Origin of the sequence: Aquimonas sp., assembly GCF_044377145.1 — a bacterium.
GTDB lineage: Bacteria > Pseudomonadota > Gammaproteobacteria > Xanthomonadales > Xanthomonadaceae > Aquimonas.
Map to the genome: position 1 here is coordinate 80,739 of NZ_JBILJQ010000004.1, position 18,111 is coordinate 98,849.

The 18,111-nt window shown below is 67.3% G+C and carries 10 protein-coding genes; 2 read left to right on the top strand and 8 right to left on the bottom strand.

From position 1 onward, the window contains the following. Positions 1-46: 46 nt before the first annotated feature. Positions 47-2,149, bottom strand: a complete 2,103-nt coding sequence (locus ACIQ7H_RS02775) for a tetratricopeptide repeat protein (protein WP_395788146.1) — start codon at positions 2,147-2,149, stop codon at positions 47-49. Between the two features lie 217 nt (positions 2,150-2,366). Between ACIQ7H_RS02775 and ACIQ7H_RS02780 the strand changes: the two genes are divergently transcribed. Then, entirely contained in the window at positions 2,367-2,909 is a 543-nt protein-coding gene (locus tag ACIQ7H_RS02780; protein ID WP_395788148.1) for a GNAT family N-acetyltransferase, read from the top strand. 121 nt (positions 2,910-3,030) lie between these two features. Beyond that, positions 3,031-3,969, top strand: coding sequence for a complex I NDUFA9 subunit family protein (locus ACIQ7H_RS02785; protein WP_395788150.1), 939 nt, complete (start codon positions 3,031-3,033; stop codon positions 3,967-3,969). A 175-nt stretch (positions 3,970-4,144) separates the two neighbouring features. On the opposite strand, the gene ACIQ7H_RS02790 is transcribed toward ACIQ7H_RS02785, so the two are convergent. From ACIQ7H_RS02790 to ACIQ7H_RS02820, 7 genes are all read right to left on the bottom strand, one after another. Next, on the bottom strand, positions 4,145-5,332 hold the full coding sequence (locus ACIQ7H_RS02790; protein ID WP_395788152.1) for an aromatic amino acid transaminase: 1,188 nt from the start codon (positions 5,330-5,332) through the stop codon (positions 4,145-4,147). A 432-nt stretch (positions 5,333-5,764) separates the two neighbouring features. Further along, complete coding sequence (locus ACIQ7H_RS02795) at positions 5,765-6,817, bottom strand: FHA domain-containing protein (RefSeq protein WP_395788154.1); 1,053 nt, start codon at positions 6,815-6,817, stop codon at positions 5,765-5,767. Positions 6,818-7,003: 186 nt separating this feature from the next. Then, positions 7,004-8,311: a multiheme c-type cytochrome gene (locus ACIQ7H_RS02800; protein ID WP_395788156.1), complete on the bottom strand. Its 1,308-nt coding sequence runs from the start codon at positions 8,309-8,311 to the stop codon at positions 7,004-7,006. Next, a complete protein-coding gene (locus ACIQ7H_RS02805; RefSeq protein WP_395788158.1) occupies positions 8,286-12,098 on the bottom strand; it encodes a hypothetical protein in 3,813 nt (1,270 codons plus the stop codon). The genes ACIQ7H_RS02800 and ACIQ7H_RS02805 overlap by 26 nt, the downstream gene beginning before the upstream one ends. 179 nt (positions 12,099-12,277) lie before the next feature. After that, a complete protein-coding gene (locus tag ACIQ7H_RS02810; protein WP_395788160.1) occupies positions 12,278-14,212 on the bottom strand; it encodes a hypothetical protein in 1,935 nt (644 codons plus the stop codon). An 8-nt stretch (positions 14,213-14,220) separates the two neighbouring features. Continuing rightward, positions 14,221-16,347 carry a heme-binding protein gene (locus tag ACIQ7H_RS02815; protein ID WP_395788162.1) on the bottom strand — a complete coding sequence of 709 codons (2,127 nt, stop codon included), beginning with the start codon at positions 16,345-16,347 and terminating at the stop codon, positions 14,221-14,223. Next, a complete protein-coding gene (locus ACIQ7H_RS02820; protein WP_395788164.1) occupies positions 16,344-18,107 on the bottom strand; it encodes a cytochrome c3 family protein in 1,764 nt (587 codons plus the stop codon). Before ACIQ7H_RS02820 ends, ACIQ7H_RS02815 begins: the two co-directional genes overlap by 4 nt. Between the last annotated feature and the right edge of the window lie 4 nt (positions 18,108-18,111).

An 18,111-nucleotide genomic window follows, 5' to 3' on the forward strand; every position in this document is an offset into this window, starting at 1 on the left:
CCCAACAAGCAAGCAGAAGAACGCGACCGCCTCCGCAAGCGCGCCTTCAGGCGCGTTTGCGGGTCCAGGCCAGAACGGACTCGATCAGGATCTCAAGCTCACGACGCTGTTGGACGCTGATCTCAAGCTCTGACAGCACGAAGTAGGCCGTTCGCAGTACCTCTCGCCAACGCGGCTTCTCGGGCAGGGTGTCCAGGCTGAGGTAGCGATCCAAAGCGCGTACACGCAGGCGCCCTTCGTCGATGGTGATTCGCCACACCCCGCTGCGCTCGGCCAGGTCAATCCGGGTCTTGCGCGTCATCCGCTCCCACAGATCAAGGCTTGCCTGCATCAAGGTCACCAGATGAGCGCGGAATGCATCCGGCGACTCCGGCCGCGCCACCGACTCCACCGCAGGCTTGAGCGCAGCCACGACATCGCCGGCGGGCTGCACCTCACGCGCAAGCACGAGCAGACCGAATTCCTCTTCCAGGTCAAGCCGCTGGCAGCGCAGCATCAGTGGAGCGATCTCATCCGAGGTGTCCGCCCCCACATCGAACTCCTGCTCTACCGGCGTCGGCAACTGTCCCTCGCCGCTCAACGACTCACGCTCAACCTGCTGCTGCGCCCAGTCGGCAGCAACCGGACCGAGTACCTCAGCGAGCGCTCGCCCGCGGACCTCTTCTGCAGCACGCGAGAGCAGCTCTGCCGCGGAGAAAGTGACAGCCCGGACTTTTCCGCTGGCATCAAAGATCAGCGCCGGGCTGGACTGACGCTCCAGCAACCACTCGGTTGAGCGCAGGTCGGCGCTGAGTGCGGCGGCGGCGGTGCGCGCCTCACGAATGCTGCGCTCAAGCATCTGTCGCTGCGCTTCCGCGGCCAGGCGCTGGCGATACAGGCGGCGCTGAAAGGTCAGCACCAAGGCGGCGAGAATCAGCAGCGCGCCTGCCCCGACCACCAGGGTCTGCGCACGGCGACGCGCGATCTCGGACCTCTGCAGCTCACTCTGACGCAGCAGTCGATCACGCTCGGATTCCGCCAGGGTCAAGTCAAGCCGCACTCGCAGCGCGTCCAGACGCTGGCTGTGGCGGGATTCCGAAAGCTGACGAGACAGCCGCAAATGCTCGCGCAGAAAGCCCAGCGCCTGATCCGGCCGCTGCAACAACTCGGCCAGTCGCGCGAGCTCGCCCTGAGCCTCTAGGGCCAAGGTCGGCCCAGCATCCACTTCGACTCGAATGGCACGCTGCAGGCTCGCAAAAGCGGCTTCGAATTCAGCCTTGGTGCGGGCCAGGCGGGCGACGATCAGGTCTGCCGCCAACAGCTCGTTGCGGTCCAGCTGCCGACCCGCGTCGCGCGCGCGCTCAATCCAGACTGGCGCAAACTCCGGCGCATGTTCGGCTTCCAGCGATGCCCGCCGCAAGGCCAGCCGCAGCTGCTCGCGGGTGGCGTTGTTGTCCAGATACAGCTGCCAAGCCGCGTCCATATCGCGGCGCGACGCGCCCAGATCGCCGACCGCGGCCTCAACCATGGCCAGCTCTTCCAGGGTCGAACCGATCGCTACCGGAGAACCGGCTTCTTGATGCAATTGCAGCGCCCGGCGCAGGATGTCGGCAGCGCGTACGTTGTCGCCGAGCTCGGTGTAGAGGCCACCGATATTGACCAAGGTGCTGCCCAGATCGCGATCATTGTTGGCCTCCTTGGCCGCCAAGCTGGCCTGCAGATGCCCCAGCGCGGCGCCGTAGTCGCCCATCTGCCAGTACACCACGCCCACGTCGTTTTCGCTGATCGCGATCGCTTGGACATCGCCAACCGAGCGCGCAATCGCCAGCGCCTCCAGAAACCGTCCCAGCGCCTCGGCTCGACGCCCCGCCCCATAGGCCAACTGCCCGCGTCGACGCGCAATCCGCTGCGAGGCCAAGGGATCGCTGACCTTCGCCAACAGCAGGCTGGCATCGTCCAACGCCCGCTCCGCAAGCACCGCCTCAGCGCCGCGGATTGCCAGCTGGGTCACATGCATCAGGGCTTCAAACGCGGCGTCGTTCTCGTCGCGCGCGCGCAGCGCAACAGCGGCGGATTGGCACACGGCCAGTGCTTGCTGCGGGGCCTGCCGACGCAGCTGACGGCATTCGCGCAGCTCGGGCGGAACCTCCGCTGCTGGCGTCTGCGCCATGCTCGCTAAAGGCCAAAAAACCAGCAGCGCCATCGCATAGGCACCATTGACGGAACGCGGACTGGCAACGACGGCGGCTCGCGCCACTCGGGCAATCAACTGCAGCACAATTCCATCCTCCCCCCGGATAGATTCAACAGAAGCGGAACTTTCGCACATTCGCCCGCATTCGCCCGCGGCCGAGGGTCACCGGCTATCCCCCAACCGATCAATTGCCATGCCTGAAATCATCACGCCTCGCCTGCTGCTACGCCCGCCGCTCGGTGCCGACTTCGACGCCTGGGCCCGCTTTATGGCAGATCCTGCGTCCGCGCGCTTCGTCGGCGGCGCGCAGCCACGCGCTTCTGCGTGGCGCGGTTTTCTGACAACGGTCGGGGCCTGGCAGATCCAGGGCTTCGGGATGTTCTCGGTGATCGAACGCGCCAGCGGAGAATGGCTCGGCAGAGTCGGCCCCTGGCAACCGGAGGGCTGGCCGGGCACCGAGGTTGGTTGGGGCCTGCTGACTGAGCATCAGGGCAAGGGCTATGCGCACGAGGCGGCGCAGGCCGCCATCGACTGGGCCTTCGCCACCCTGGGCTGGGATGAGGTCATTCATTGCATTGATCCCGACAACGCGCCGTCGCAACAGTTGGCGGTGCGCCTGGGGGCTCACAAAGACGGCCCGGGACAGCTGCCGCCGCCCTTCGAATCGGAGCGGATCGAGATCTGGCGGCAGAGTCGTTCCAACTGGGAGCGACGTTCACCGGGGTTGGGAATCTGATTCGGCGGGCCCTTGTCGGTCTGCCGGTGCCGCTTTGGGCCCCAGCTCACCCCGGCACTGCTACGCTTGCGCGTTCTTCGACCTCGGCCGCCTCGGCGGCCCGCCACCGGATTGTCCGTTCATGAACATCGTCGTCCTCGGCGGCACCGGCTTCGTCGGCAGCCACCTGATCCCGCGCCTGTCCGGCCTCGGCCATCAGCTCACCGTGCTCAGTCGCAATCCAGCGACCAAGCCCGAGCTCAGCGTACTGCCGAGCGTCAAACTCGCCGCGGTCGATGTTTACGATGCCGCAGCGCTCGCAGCCGCCGTGCGCGGCGCCGATGCGGTGATCAACCTGGTGGGCATCCTCAACGAGAAGGGCTTCGGCGGCGGCGGCTTTCGGCGCGCGCACGTCGAGTTGACCCAGCACGTGATCGCCGCCTGCAAAGCCGCGGGCGTGCGCCGGCTGCTGCAGATGAGCGCGCTGAATGCCGGCCGCGGCGAAAGCCACTATCTGAAGACCCGCGGCGAAGCCGAAACCGCGGTCAAAGCTTCCGGGTTGGACTGGACGATCTATCAGCCGTCGGTGATTTTTGGCCCCGGCGACGGCCTGTTCGGCCGCTTCAAGAGCCTGTTGGCGATTGCGCCCGTGTTGCCGCTGGCGCGGGCTTCAACGAAGTTCGCACCGGTCTACGTCGGGGACGTGGTCGCCGCGATGGTAAAGACCCTGAACGATAGCACCGCGCACAACCAGGTGTTCGAACTCTACGGCCCCGAGGTGCTGAGCCTCGCCGAGATCGTGCGCTACACCGCGCGCTGCATGCATCTGCGACGGCTGGTGATCCCGCTGCCCGACTCACTGGGTCGCCTGCAGGCGCTGATCATGGACTTCGTGCCCGGCAAGCCGTTTTCGACCGACAATTTCCTTTCGCTGAAGCTCGATTCGGTCGGCGGTATCGACGGCCTGTATCGATTGAAGCTCGACAAGACCCCGATCGAGGCGGTGATCCCGCAAATCCTGTTTCCACAGGGCAAGCAGGCGCGCCTTGATCGGTATCGCGGGGCGTCGGGGAGGCCTTGAGGGCCGGGATTCGTGATTCGGGATTGGGGATTCGTCCGAAGGCTGGCTCCCCGATACCCGTATCAGGTCCGCGTCTTTGCTTCCCGCCGCGGCACACCTGCAAAACGGCCGTCCGGCGACCTTCATCCCGCCGGCTGCGAATCCCGAATCCCGTATCCCAAATCCCGGCTCTCAATCAAAGCACCGCTCTGAGCGCCTGCGCGAAATGCCCGATGTTGGCCTCGGACAAGCCCGCGATGTTCATGCGGCTGCTGCCGACCATGTAGATCGCGTGCTCGGTCTTCAGGCGCTCGACCTGCTCGGAGCTGATGCCGAGGAAGCTGAACATGCCGCGCTGGCGTTCGATGAAGCTGAAATCGCGCGGCACGCCCGCAGCGGCGAGGTGCTCGACCATCAGGCCGCGGTAGTGATTGATGCGGCCGCGCATGTCGGCCAGTTCCTGCAGCCACTGCGCGCGCAGCTCGGGGTCGTCGAGAATCTCGCGAACGAGGATCGCGCCGTGCGCCGGCGGCATCGAGTACACGTTGCGGATCGCCGACAGCAGCTGCGAGAAGGTGGCCTGGGTCTGGGCGGCGCTGTGGCCGATCACGCTGAGTGCACCGATGCGCTCGCGATACAGACCGAAGTTCTTCGAGCATGAGGTCGCCAGCAGCAGTTCTGGCAGACGCTGAGCCAGCAGGCGCGGCCCGAATGCATCGCTGTCGAGATCGGTGCTGAAGCCCTGGTAGGCCATGTCGACGAAACACAGAAAGCCCTGCCGTTCGGCCAGCTGTGCCACCGCCTCCCAGTGCTGCGGCTCAAGATCGACACCGCTCGGGTTGTGGCAGCAGGCATGCAGCAGAACCACATCGCCAGCCGGCACCTCGGTCAATGCCGCCAGCATCGCCTCGGCGCGCAAAGACTGGGTGGCGGCGTCGTAGTACGAGTACTCGCGCACCTTCAGGCCGGCGGCCTTGAACACCGAGGGATGGTTGCCCCAGGTCGGGTCGCTGACCCACACCGTGGCATCCGGCCGAGCGCGCTTGATCAACTCCGCCGCCATTCGCAGCGCACCGGTGCCACCGGGCGTGTGCGCGGTTGCAACGCGGCCCTCAGCGAGCGCAGGCACATCGCCCAGGGCGAGCCTTTCGAGCGCAGCGTTGAAGCCGGGATCACCGGCCATGCCGATATAGGTCTTGCTGTCCTCGCGCTCGCTGCGGCGCGCTTCGGCGCGCTTTACGCAGGCCAGTACCGGCGTGTGCCCGACCTCATCCTTGTACACGCCAACGCCCAGGTCGATCTTGTGCGGCCGCGGGTCGGCACGGAACGCGGCCATCAGGCTGAGGATAGGATCGGCGGGGGCAGGCTGCAGCTCGAAGAACATCGCGAAGGCTCCGGGAAAGACGAGCCCCGAAGGATAGGCGCTCCGCCTCGGCAGGACCAATGCAGGTGACGCATATGGGCCGCCGGCACACACGCTGGCGTAGGGTCTGCGGACCTCAGCGCACACTGCCACCGCGCGCTGCGTGAGCCGCGCTCGCTCACGGCACCTGTGGCGCGTTGAACGCAGCCTTGCATTCGCCGCTTGGGCGTAACGTCCATCCTGTGGCCTGCGCGGAGCGGCCCGTCTGTAGGTAGGGCCAAGCGGCCTTTCTGTAGGTTGGGCCAAGCGCAGCGCGGCCCAACATCGCAGACTTCAGCGCTTGCCGATCCTTGAAGCGGGCGATGTTGGGCCTCGCTGCGCTCGGCACCAACCTATCGGAGCCGAGCTTCGCTGCGCTGAGCACCAAGCTTCCGAAACCGGAGCATCGCTGCGTCAGCTACGTCCGAACAAGCGCAGAAGTGCGCCGCGCAAACGCGACCATAGTCCGCCTCCGCTCGATGTGTTTGACTGCGACGCGCTTCCCCCCACGCCCGCATCAAAGGCCAGCTCGACGTTGCCCAGACGGATCTTGTCGGTGGTCTTGAGGTACGCGCTGAGCACTTTGCGGCCATTGACGAAGGTGCCATTGACCGACATCAGGTTGACCACTTTCCAGCGGCCATCCTCAAGCACCAGTTGGGCATGCCGGCCGGACACGCTTTCGTCGAGGATGCGGATATCGGCACCGGCATCGCGGCCCAACTCCCACTTGCGATTGCCGGCACCGACATCAAGCCCGAAGATCTCGCCGGCGACGGCGTGATTCAGGCCGATCAGACGCGGCTGTCGGACGGGGCAATGCGCGCGCGCAGCCTCGATCAAACCCTCGGTGTCACCGGTCTTCTGGCTGATCTGGCGCAACAGGGCCGGCAGTGCCTGCGTATGCGAGGCCGCTTCCAGGCGGTCGGATTCCGCCCAGCTCAGCGGAATGCCGGGCGCGCTGATCGGCTCGGATGCAGGCCGACGCGGCTGCGCGGGCAACGGCACCGCGGGCGCTGGCGGCAGCAGAACGGGCGCGTCGGCGGGCGCGCGTGCCGGCATGGCGGACTGCACGGTTTTCAGTGCTGCATCAGCCGGTGGCGGTAGCCGCGCGCCCACGACGGTGCGATCACGCTCGCGCTCAGGCGCGGCTGCAACGGCAGAGGCCGCGCCGGCCGCCAGCACCAGATAGGCGACATCGTCAAAACAGATGATGTCCGAGGGCTTGACGCGGGTCGCGCTGGTCACCGCCTCGCCATTGACCGTGGTGCCATTGGTCGAGCCCAGGTCTTCGACCCACAGCGCGTTGTCGACCAGCTTGAAGCGGGCGTGCTGGCGCGACACCACGCCGAGCTTGATCACCAGATCGCAGTCATCGCCGCGGCCCACCGTCATGCCGCTGCGTACCGGTGTCTCGGTGCCGTCGGCTTCGGCGCGAAGCTTGAAGCCGCTGGATTCAACGCTCATGTCGCATTTCCCTTCGCACATCCGTATGCGCGCATTCTCGCTGGCCGGCGAGCCAAGGGCAAAGCATTCGATGGCGACGTCGCCCGTCAGGAACACGCCTGTGGAACGGTTGGCTCAATCGCTCAATCGCTCGGGACGCTGCGGGTGCTGAGGGTGCTGCGGCGCGCGATGCACCCGCAGCAGCGGTCAACGCGTGCCCGGCAGCTTGGCCGCCGCGCTCGCAAAGCGCGCCGCGCGGAAGCGGTGCTCATCCTCCAGGCTGGCGAACAGCTGATCGAGCTGGGGTTTCAGCGACTCGCCCTCGCCCAGTTCGATGCAGAGCGTCTCCACTGCCAGATAGGCCTGCTCGGCGGCGGCGAAGTCGCGATACTCGCCGCCCGCAGCACGGCGCAGCAGGGCGCTGCGCAGGCGACGCAGATCCTCCGGTGCGAAGCTGCGTCCTGAAAGACCGGCGACCACCGCGTCCATCTGACTGTCCATGCGCGCGGCAACGGTCTGGATCGCCGTCAAGCCGCCGCCGGTCGCGCGATGCAGAGCGTTGAGCTCGCGCTTGAAGCTCTGCGCCTGCGGCGGGTTCATCACCTCCAGCGCGGCGATCAGCAGCAGCGCACTGCTGTCGTTCAGCCGCACCGCCCCCTGCGCGAGCCCGGCGTGCACGGCCGTCTGGCCGTCACGGCGATCGTCCATCGGGTGGTGACAGGCGTGGCAGTCGAACGCGGCCAATTCGGGGAACAGCCCACCGCGCACGAAGCGCGGGCTGCGCAGCAGGGCGGTCTGCGCTTTGACTCCGTGCGCCAGCCCCTGCACCCACAGACTCACCGCGCTGTGCGCACCCTTGCGCTCGAGGTAGTCCTCGTCAATGTCGAAGTGCGCCGGCTGGTTGGCGGTGAAAGCCACCAGTTCAAACGACAGCCGCGGATGGCCCGCCGCCATCATGTCGTGGCCGGCAAACTTCTCGCTGTTGCCGTAGTGACACGACAGGCACAGCTCGGCGCGCACGCCGGCATCTTCGGTCCGGTTCAAACCTTTCTCGACATTGTCGGCGTGGGACACGCCGGCTTCGGCATGCGAGGCGATCCAGCCTTCCGCGCCGCCGTGGCAGGCTTCGCAGCCGACGCCATCGGAGAGCTGGAATTTCGGCCCGCGCTGGGCTTCGGCGACGTTGTCAGCGTGGCAGTCCAGGCAGGCCTTGGCCTCGTGGGCAGGGCCAATGCCGAGCTTGCGCGCGATCGCCTGCGATTCGGCGCTGAGCAGGGTCTGATAGGCCCGCGCGTGTCGATCCTCGCGGGACCACAGGCGGTACTCGTCCAGCCGCACCCGCGCGTTCTCATCCGCCACCACCCGGCCGTGGCAGGCGCTGCTGGCGCAGGTCGCCGGGCCGAGGTGTTGATGGCTGAGCGGCGCCTCCACCGGCTGCGCCAGTGCACCCGCGCTTGCCAACAGCGCCAGCAGTCCCAGCGCGGCGCGCTTATTCCGGCAATTGGTCATGGACATACCAAGGCTCCCCGTTGGCGTTCAGATACAGGCGCTGCATTTCTTCGAGATTGAGCGGACGCGCACCGCGACGGCCGAACACCGCCACCTGGCCGCCGGTTTCATCCACGCCGCGGTCGCGCTCCAATGCCCGCGACAGACTCAAGGCAGGGCGGCGGGTCGGATAGTGCGCGATCAATTCGGGCTTCGGTGCCGGCGAGAAACCGTAGAAGTTCGGTTGCGAGGCCGGCGACGTCAGCTGCAGCACCTTCAGGCCCTCGCGGCCGTCGGCGACATAGGCGAACAGCGAGGCATTGGTGGTGGCCACCACCACGTCGCGGGCGTCGGCGATGCCCTCGGCCGCGCCGAGCCGCTGGTACTCGCGCATCGCCTCGGGCCGGCGGATATCCACCAGCACCAGGCCTTCATCGGCGGCCGCCACGTAGGCGTAGTCGCGCACCACGAACACGCGGCGGGCGTCCTTGAACGCGAGGGTGTTGTTGTCGACCACCCGCGGCCGGGCCGGGTCGGTGACATCGACCGCCTTCAGGCCGGCATCGTCGACCACGAACAGGTAGCGGAACTGCACCGCCGCCGCACGCGCGCCGGGCAACGCGATCTGCGCCTCCACCCGCGGGTGCAGTGGTGTATCGAGATTCACCACCACCACCCCGCGCGGCGTGCTGATGTAGGCACGGTAGCCGGCCATTTCGATATGCCGCGCACCATCGAGCACGCCGTCCGGGTTCCAGGTCAGTGCGCGGCTCAGGTCGTTGTTGCGCGGCTCGGCATCGGCCAGCGTATTGACGTCGACCAGGATCAAACCCTCGACCGCGTCAGTCACCAGCGCATAGTTGTAGATCGGATGGAAGGGCTGTTCGAGGTTGTCCACGCGCATGAGATCGCCCTGATTGCGCTCCGGGTGCACCGGCTGGGTGGTGACCAGATGCAGGCAGGTGGCGTTCTCGGACTTCACTCGCGTGCCCTGCCCCAGCGGGCTGAACGGCGCGGTGACGATCCGTTGGCTGTAGCCCTTGTTCGCGATGTTGGCGACGTCGTACACCCGAAGACCTTCGTCGCCGGCCGCGGCATACAGATACTCGCCGCGCAGCTGCACGCAGCCGACCTCGCCCGAACGATGGCGATGCCCGGTCTGCAGTTCGCGCTCGCGCTGCTGGTGCTCCCTGAACCAGTCCGGGTAGGCGTAGCGATGCAGGTAGCTGCCGATCACCGCCTGCGGCTCGTCCCATTCGGTGACCTGCACCGCGGCCACTTCGCCGGCCCCGCCGACGTAGGCGTGGTAGCCGACGAAATCGATGAACTTGGTGCCGAGCATCAGCGTCTGCGCCAGGATCGCGTTGTTGTCGCCATCGGCCGACAGATGGCAGTCGCTGCAGACACGGGTTTCGGTCTTGCGCTCGGTGTGCGGGTAGTGCGGGTTCATCGCCTGCGAGCTGAAGCCGCTGGCCGCGATCGGCGGCTGCTGCACATAGATGCGTTCGCGGCTCGAATTGGTCGACGACAGCACCAAGGCCGAGGAGCTGCGCACCGGCGCGATCTTGCCGCCCTTGGCCGGGCTGTGGCGGCCGAGCATGAAGACCTCATCGCGTGCGACCTGCGGGTTGTAGGTGGCGTAGTTGCGCGTCGCGCCGCCCTCGTAGTGGTGGCGCTCGGTCTTCCAGTTGGCCTCGACCGGCAGGTGGCAGCCGCCGCAGGTCGTGGTCCAGCTGGTGTGGCAGGCGTAGCACTCCATCTTCTCGGAGCTGTGCGCATAGGTGGCCGGGTCGACATCGGGGCCGAAGGCCTGGGTTTCAGTATCGGAGCCGACTGTCTTCGCGCGCGCCGCCTTGGCGTTGTAGTGCGCATTGCCCGGGGTGACGCTGTCGCGCACCAGGCTCATCTCCCATTCGAGCTCGGGATCCATCATCGAGCGCTGGAACAGCGTGTCGCCGATCCACTCGAAGCGGCGGCGGCCATCGGGCGTGCGCAGCAGGCGCAGGTCCTGACCGCCGTCGAGCGCCGCCGGATTTGAGGTGTACAGGCTCGGATAGGTCGTGGCATCGCCATGGCAGTCCTTGCAGCCGACCTCGACCGCCAGCGCCACTTCGCCACCGATGTGCCCATTGCCGTGCGAGTCGCTGCTGAAATGACAGTCGACGCAGTGCATGCCGACATCGACATGGATCGAGGACAGGTGCACCGCTTTCTTGAACTTCTCCGGGTCGTCGTTCGCCACCTGCGCGCCCTCGGCATCCAGCAGGTTGCCGTCGCGGTCGCGCTTGTAGACGCCGCGGAAATTCCAGCCGTGGCCGTGGTAGTCCGCGAACTGGGTGTCGGAGAGCTGCGGGTTCATGTCCCAGACCTGGGCCAGGAAATCGATGTCGCCCCATTTGCCGCGCGGCGCCGCGCCCTCGGGATTGCGCTCCAGCACCGCGCGCATCTGCCCGGCGTCCGGATACTGCTGCTGTTCCGGCCACATGTGCGGCGCATCGGACTCGTAGTCCCACATGGTGTAGCCGAGGAAGGTGTTCATGAACATGTTCGGCTGGTGCATGTGGCAGACCATGCACTGGCTGCTCGGAATCGCGCGGGTGAAGCCGTGCTTGAGCGGGTGGCCGGAGCGATCCTTCGGAATGGTCGGATCGACACTGGCGCTGGTGCCGGCATGGCCGTGCATCGCATACGGCCCGGAGTGGCGCGGGTCGCGATCGTTGGCGTACACCACATGGCAGGACGCGCAGCCGGAATGGCGATAGTCGCCCGGCTGATCGTTGGTGCCGGCGAACCACATCATCGGGTCGTTCAGCCGGGTCTTGTGCATGTTCAGCACCGGAACCGAAATCCGCGCACCGGTGCCGGGGCCACGATTGGATTGGCGGATGTCCGGCCGGCCCGGCTCTTCCAGACGCTGGATGTTGCCGGCGATGTTCGGAACCCCGGTTTCAGGGAACAGGCTGAGGATGTTGCGACCGCCACGCTCGAACACGCGGAAGTTGTCACCCGGCTTGATCGTCTCGAAGGCCGGCAGCGGCAGCAGCTCGGCCAGAATGCCGCGCGATTTCATCTCGGGCGTGGGCGGGATCGGTGCCAGCACGCTGCCGGGGTGGCCGTCGTCGGTATAGGCCTCGCCCAGAATGGATTGCTTGAACGGCAGGATGCCGTTGTTGTACGCCGCACCTGCCCAGAACATCGCCCCGGTCGCCATCAGGCTGCGTCGCGCCGCGTCGATCACCGGCTGATGGCAGGCACCGCAGGCGAGCTCATTGACGCGATAGTCGGAGGGATTGATGAAGCGCACGAACTCCGGGCGCTCCGCATTCAGCAGGGTGTAGGTGCGCTCGGGTGTGGCGCTGGTGTCCCAGGCCTCCGGAAACCGCGGCAGCACGTGCGCCTGCTCCATCGCAGCGGTGTAGACGGCATCCCCCTGCACCGCACCTGTGGCGACCTGCACGGCCGCATTGCCGCCGTGACAGTCGACGCAGCCCAGCTTCACCGCCGGGTTGTCGTGCATGGTCGGCATGTCGGTCTGGGTGTGGCAGCCCAGGCAGCCGGCGCTATTGGCCGCGGCCTGCTCGGCGCTCTGGCTGGCCGGCGCGGCCGCGCCCATCGGGTCGCTGCGTTCGACCGCCTCGTAGTTGCCGCCAGCGGCGAAGCTGAGGCTGGAGGCAAGGGCGAGGACCGCCGCAAACCCCCATCGCCCATAGGTTGGGTCTTGACCCACCAACCGGCCATAGGGTGGGTCTTGACCCACCAACCGGCCATAGGGTGGGTCTTGACCCACCGCCGCTGAGGTCTGGCCGCGGTTCAAGTCGCTCCGGACCACCCAAATGGGCGCGGTGGCTGGGTGGGGAGATCGGTGGGTCAAGACCCACCCTATGGATGCGGGCTGGGTCAAGATCCACCCTATGAAAGCGCGACGGGTCTGCGTCAGAGCTGCGGCCTTGGAGCGCATCACCGCGAATAGCTGCGCGATCATGATCGCCCCCTTCAGTAAGTCAGAATCAGATTGGCCAGCAGCGAATGCGGTCGCCCCTGGTCCGGGAACAGCGCCTTGTAGCCACTGCCCGGCAGCAGCGAGGCATAGGACAAGCGCATAACGATGTTCTGGCTCATGAACGGCCGCCAGATCACTGCGGCCGACACGTCGGTGCCGATGTGCTTGGGGATGTCCGCCTGCTGGCGGGCGACCTCAAGCACGGCGGTTTCGTCGAACCACAGGCCGTTGGCATTGAACGACAGCCGCAGCTCGGGCGTGAGGTCCAGATCGACTCCGGCGCCGACCAGCCCAAGACCGGGATTGACGAAGTTGCTCTGGCCCTGCTCCTTGCTGGAGCGCAGCGAGTTCAGCAGGCCGTTGCGGCCCGACAGGGCGACCCGGCCACCGCCGATCAGCGGCACGCTCTGGCGGATCCAGTAGCTGGTGTCAGCGCCCGCAAACAGCGGATTCTCGAAGATCGCGTCGAAGCCCTCCGAACGATTGTCGAATGGGTCGGAATCGCCGGTCGCGTACAGCAGCGATACGCGCGGGCGGATCCAGGAGTAGTCGATCGACAGCTCGGCGGCGGCGAAGCCGGCGCGGATGTCGGACGGCTCGCTGCTGAAGGCGCCGTTCTTCTCGTGGCCGAATGCGTAGTAGGTGCTGCCGCTGATGTTGAGGCGGTCGATATGGCCATCGACGCTGTAGCCGAGATAGCTGACGTCGTAGCGGCGCGGCCGCTCGTCGCCGAAGCTGGCCGGGCGGGCGATGAAGCCATTGCGATCGAAATAGAACTCACCGTCCTCGCGGTTGCGGTTGTGCAGCAGCGCGAACTGCGAGTTCAGGCCGAGCTTGAACAGATCCTGCCAGTAGAGGTTGGCGATGAACACGTCGTCCTTGCGCGGCGATTCGCCGAGGTCGTTCAGGCCGCTGTTGGTGTCTTTCTCCAGCCGCCGGAACAGGCCGAGGTTGTACTGGAAGATGTTGTTCTTGCGCGTGCCGAACAGGCGCACGCCCAACGGCGAATCGTTGAACAGGAATCCGCGGAAATCGGCAGTGATCGGCTGGATACCGACCCGCACGCTGTCGAAGTCGTAGTTCTCCGACACATCACGGATGTGGTAGTCGTAGAACGCCGCCTGCAGGCCGAAATGGCGGTCGCTGCGGGTCCGGCCACGACGCGGGTCGACGTTCAGCGCCAGGGTCTCTTCGACCTCGACGCGGTTGTACTGGAAGGCCGGCGTCAGGCGGAACTCGTAGTCCGGCGGCCGGAACACGGTATTGCCCTTCAGGTACACCAGTTCGACCAGCAGGGTTTCGGCGAACACCTCCTGCCGCGAACGCCCGAATACATCGTTCGAGTCCGGACGGTCGATGCTCTGGAAGCCGACCGGCGTCGGCGAGCGCTGGGTTTGCAGCACGGTGTCGGCAATCGCGGTGACCGAGAAAAACTCGTCGCCGTTGCGGACCGGTTTGTCACCCTTCAGCACATTGCGGTTGTAGGGGTCGAGCCGGTTGTCGCCGTACAGCGTATCCACGATCCGCCAGCGGTCGGGCACCGGCACGATGGCCGGGGCCTTGATCTGGGCGGGTGAAGGCACATCGGAATACACCCGCGGCTCGATCAGTGATTCGTCGCGCAGCTGCCGTCGCAGCTCGGGGTCGGCGGCCTCGTCATAGGTCGGCACGCAGTCGATGCCGGCATCGCCGGGCCGACGCCGCGAGCGCACGCGCAGGTCCTCGGCCTTCAGCGGCGCGCAGTCGGGCATGCGGGTGCGGCTGCTGCTCGGTTTCGGCGCCTCGGCGGCCGGCGCGACAGCGGGCGCCTGTGCGGAGCTTGGTGTCGACGAGAGCAGGCCATTCAACAGCGCCAGCGCGAGCACGCTGGCGCCTCGGTTGAATACGCGGGTGCGACAGGTGATCGCGCCGAACGACAGTCTGTTCATCGGCATGCTCACCTGTCCACACACACGTTGTGCGCGCCCGAGCCCAGGAAGGGGCTGTACGGACACTGCACATAGCGCAGGCGCACGCCGGCGGGGCTCAGCCGGTCCGCTCGTCGATCTGTCTGTGCATTGGCGATACCGGCGCCACGCGCGCTGACGTTGTGCACCGCCAGCAAGGCGACCATGTCGTCCTGATCGATGCCATCGCCAGACACACCCACCGCGCCGACCAATTGGCTGCCGCGATACACCGGCAAGCCGCCGGGGAAAATCTGCAGGCCGTTCGCAAGATTGCCGCCCGGCGAAGCCGAGCTGCCTGCGCCCAGCTGCACGCCCACACAGTTGGCGGGCGTGTCGCTGCTGAAGCCCGGCAGCCCGGCGGTGAAGGCCACATGCTGGACGATGCCGTTCAGCACCAGATCGAGCTGGAAGCCGGTCGCGAACGGGCTCCACTGCCCGCGCGGCGCCGACAGCGGGCCCGGCGGCGCGTTCAGCAGACCATCGGGGAAGAATGGCCGCGCCAGATTGCCAATCGCACGCGCCGAGAATGCGGTCTCGCCCCGCAGCGCATTCGCGCCCAGCAGGCCGCGCAACGGCGTCAGCGTGGCGCGCAGGTCGATGCTGCGGCGCGGGCTCAAGTTGGCATCCAGCAGTACAGTCGGTTCGGTCAGGCCCTCAATGAAGGCTGCCGCCTGCGGCGAGGACATGAACGCCGCCGAGCGCGCCTTCTGCAGCGAGACATCGGCACCGAACACAGGCGCATCCGGGCTGCGCACCATGCCGAGGATCTCGCCGCGCGAGTCGACCACGGCGATCGATACCCGCGCCTTCGAGCCGAGCGGGCGACGGATCTGCGCGCGGCTGGCATCGGCCACTTTCAGCGCTTCGGCGAGCAGGCCGCGCACCTCGTCCGCGCTCAGCGCCGCCGCAGCCTCACTGCCGGCGCGCGGCGGGTGACGCGGTGCATCGAAGGCATCGACCCAGACCAGGGCCTCAGCGCTGTCGAATTCGGTTTCTGCCGCCAGGCGCAGGCCTGATTCGGCCTGCCCAAACGCGGTGCCGGCGCGCAGGCTGCCGCCGCCGTAGCCCGGCACCGCAAGCAGCTGCCCATCGCCCGGGGTGAGTGCAGCGAAGCGCGCGCTGCCGACGCCCGCGGCCAGCTCGGCAGTACGCGTATCGGCGAAGCGCAGCACCTTGCCATCGACGGTGATGCGATCGGCGCGGATGTCGGCCGGCGCGCTGAAGCCCTGGGTCGCGGCGAGCGCGATCCGTTCATCGAGATCGCTGTCGAAATCGGCCACGCTCGGATCCAGCGTGTACAGACCGTCGGCGCTGATGCCGACACCGCCGACCAGCACGCCCTGCTTGTACAGCGGAAAGCCGCCCGGGTCGGCCGACAGCCCCAGCGGCGAGCGCTTGGGGCCGGTGCTGGCCTGCATCAGGCTGGCGCGACGCATGAAATCCGAACAGGCCAGCTGGCTGAACTGCACGCCGAACAGCGGGCCGCCGGGCTGATTGATCTCGCCCGGATTGAAATGCTGCTGCACGATCTGGCTGGCGGTGCGGGTGCTGAAGGCATTGCCGCCGCTGGACAGGTAGGCACCGGTGATCGCCTTGGCGATCGCCGCCAGCGCCGGGCCGCCGACGGCCGCCGGCAGCACGATGCCTTCGAGGCCACCGTCGATACCCGTTGCGCCGGCTGGAGTGCTGGTCACGCGCACATCGCGCGCTGCACCGGCCATCACATAGACGCCGAGCACATTGCCGACCCGATCGACCACGGCGATGCTGGCGACCGCATTGGCTGCTCGCGCCTGCGCCACCGCTTGGGCGATGACTTGCCCGACGTCCTCGGCACTGAGCGTCTGCGAGGCTTCGATGCCGGCTGAGACGCTGCAGCTGGCGCAGGTCTGCGCCTGCGGTGCGGCTTGGACATTGCGGCTGCCGCTGCGGGCGGCGGGCTCCGTCAGTCCCATGCCACGCAGGCTGGCGCCCTCATTGGCTAGGCTGGAAGCCGTGCTGAAGACAGCCAGCAATGCGACGGCCACCGACACCGCGAGCGGCGGCGCCGCGCCGAAACGCCACCGCCCCGCTCCATCGGCTCGCGTTCCGCACCACCGCCTGATCGCGTTCATTGCTCAACTCCTGCGGTTGCTGCTGAGGCGGCATGCGGCGAGGGCCCGACCGCCTGCATCGGCGTGCCCGCGGGCAGATGGAAACCGTGGCAGCCGGTGCAGTCCAGCTGCACGTTCTGGCTGCCGCGCTGCTCGCCGTGACACGTCACGCAGCCGTCGATGCCCGGCATCAGCACATCGCTGCTGGCGCCTGACACATCGGCGGCATGGCAGCCGATGCAGGTGGCGTCATCTTCGGCGCGGGTGTCGCGACGCGTCAGGTGGGCGATATGGTCGAAACGTGCCTGCGGGTAGAAATCCGACACCAGTCGCACCGGCAGAATCTGCCAGCGTTCGTAGACCGCGCGCTCGGGGTGTTCGCTGACCTCGTGACAGGTGACGCAGCCGGAGCGGGTGAACTGGTTGTGCGCCTCGATCTCGGCCCGTTCGCGGCCACAGGCCAGCGCGCCCTGCGGGCACGGATCGACATCGACCCGCGCCGGCCGGCGCCGATTGCGCTGGCCCACTTCGATCGTCTTGGCGGTGTCGGCGAACTGGCGGATGTAGTGCTCCTCCAGCGCCAGCACGGCTGCGCGCACCTGCGCATGCGGCAGCTGACGCTCGGGCTCTTCTTCGTCGAAACCCAGCCCGTGGCAGCTGCGGCAGTTGGCTTCCATGGTGATCGGCCGGAAATGCTCGCCATCGCTCAGCAGGCTGTGGCAATCAGCGCAGCCGAGCGCGCGATCCTCGGCGCGCACCTGCACGCGTTTGAAGTCGAGATGCACATCGTGCGGGAACTTCAGGTTCGAGCTCTCCGACGCCACCACATCGGCGGAAGGGCGCACCCGCTCGGTCGACCACGCCTTCAGCTCAGCATCGAAGCGCAGCAGGGCGAGCTGGAACTCCGGGTGCCGGCCCGGCTCGAAGCCCAGCACCGGATGCGCCATGCTGCCGCCGTTCTGATGGGTGGCGACCTGCTGCAGGTCGCGATGACAGTCGACGCATAGGCCGGTGTCCTCGCGCACCAGCATCGCCGGTTCGTTGTGTTCCTTGTGGCAGCTCGCGCAGTGGGCGTCGGCCAGCTGCGGAACCGCATGCACAGTCACATCGACATGGCCTTTCTGGCCCTCGTGGCAGCCGAGGCAGCCGCGGTCCGGCGTGGTCTCGAACAGCTTGAGATGGCAGCCATTGCAGTCGACATCGATCTCCAGCGTGTGGTGGGCATTGGCCAGCGGCCCACTGCTCCAGACCGCATCCGACAGCAGAGGCGTATTCGCGCGCAGCCAGCCGCCGAGCGCCGGATTGAAGAATCCAGCCAGCGGCAGCCCCAGCAAGAGGGCCGCCAGCAACACCAGCAGCCAGGCGTTGGCGCGCATGCGCAGGCCGGTCTGGTCGAGCCGGGTCTGGAAGTGCGTGGCCGGGCCAAAGTTCTGCGCCTGTTCGATCTGGGTCAGCTGCAGGGCGCCGCCGAAGCCGGCCGGTGCGGAGATCACGCCGAGCTCCTGCGCGCCGAGCTCCACCTTCTGCCCCGGCGACAGCACCGCCGTGCGCACACTGACCCCGTCGAGCTGCATGCTCGCAGCGCCGACCGCACGCAGGCTGAAGCGGCCGCCCGACAACGGCTTGATGGTCAGATGTCTGGGCGCGATCTGCGGGTCGTGCAGCTGCAGCGTCTGGTCGTTGCGATGGCCCAGCGTGATCAGCCCGCCCTCGTGGCTGGCCTCAAGCAGGGTTTCGGCCCCCTTGCGATCGCGATACACCCGGCGCAACAGAACAAGCACGGCG

What these genes read in the sequence shown, in the direction of transcription:
- ACIQ7H_RS02775 (WP_395788146.1), bottom strand. Translation starts at nt 2,149, where the DNA reads ATGGCGCAGACGCCAGCAGCGGAGGTTCCGCCCGAGCTGCGCGAATGC.
- ACIQ7H_RS02780 (WP_395788148.1), top strand. Translation starts at nt 2,367, where the DNA reads ATGCCTGAAATCATCACGCCTCGCCTGCTGCTACGCCCGCCGCTCGGT.
- ACIQ7H_RS02785 (WP_395788150.1), top strand. Translation starts at nt 3,031, where the DNA reads ATGAACATCGTCGTCCTCGGCGGCACCGGCTTCGTCGGCAGCCACCTG.
- ACIQ7H_RS02790 (WP_395788152.1), bottom strand. Translation starts at nt 5,332, where the DNA reads ATGTTCTTCGAGCTGCAGCCTGCCCCCGCCGATCCTATCCTCAGCCTG.
- ACIQ7H_RS02795 (WP_395788154.1), bottom strand. Translation starts at nt 6,817, where the DNA reads ATGAGCGTTGAATCCAGCGGCTTCAAGCTTCGCGCCGAAGCCGACGGC.
- ACIQ7H_RS02800 (WP_395788156.1), bottom strand. Translation starts at nt 8,311, where the DNA reads ATGTCCATGACCAATTGCCGGAATAAGCGCGCCGCGCTGGGACTGCTG.
- ACIQ7H_RS02810 (WP_395788160.1), bottom strand. Translation starts at nt 14,212, where the DNA reads ATGAACAGACTGTCGTTCGGCGCGATCACCTGTCGCACCCGCGTATTC.
- ACIQ7H_RS02815 (WP_395788162.1), bottom strand. Translation starts at nt 16,347, where the DNA reads ATGAACGCGATCAGGCGGTGGTGCGGAACGCGAGCCGATGGAGCGGGG.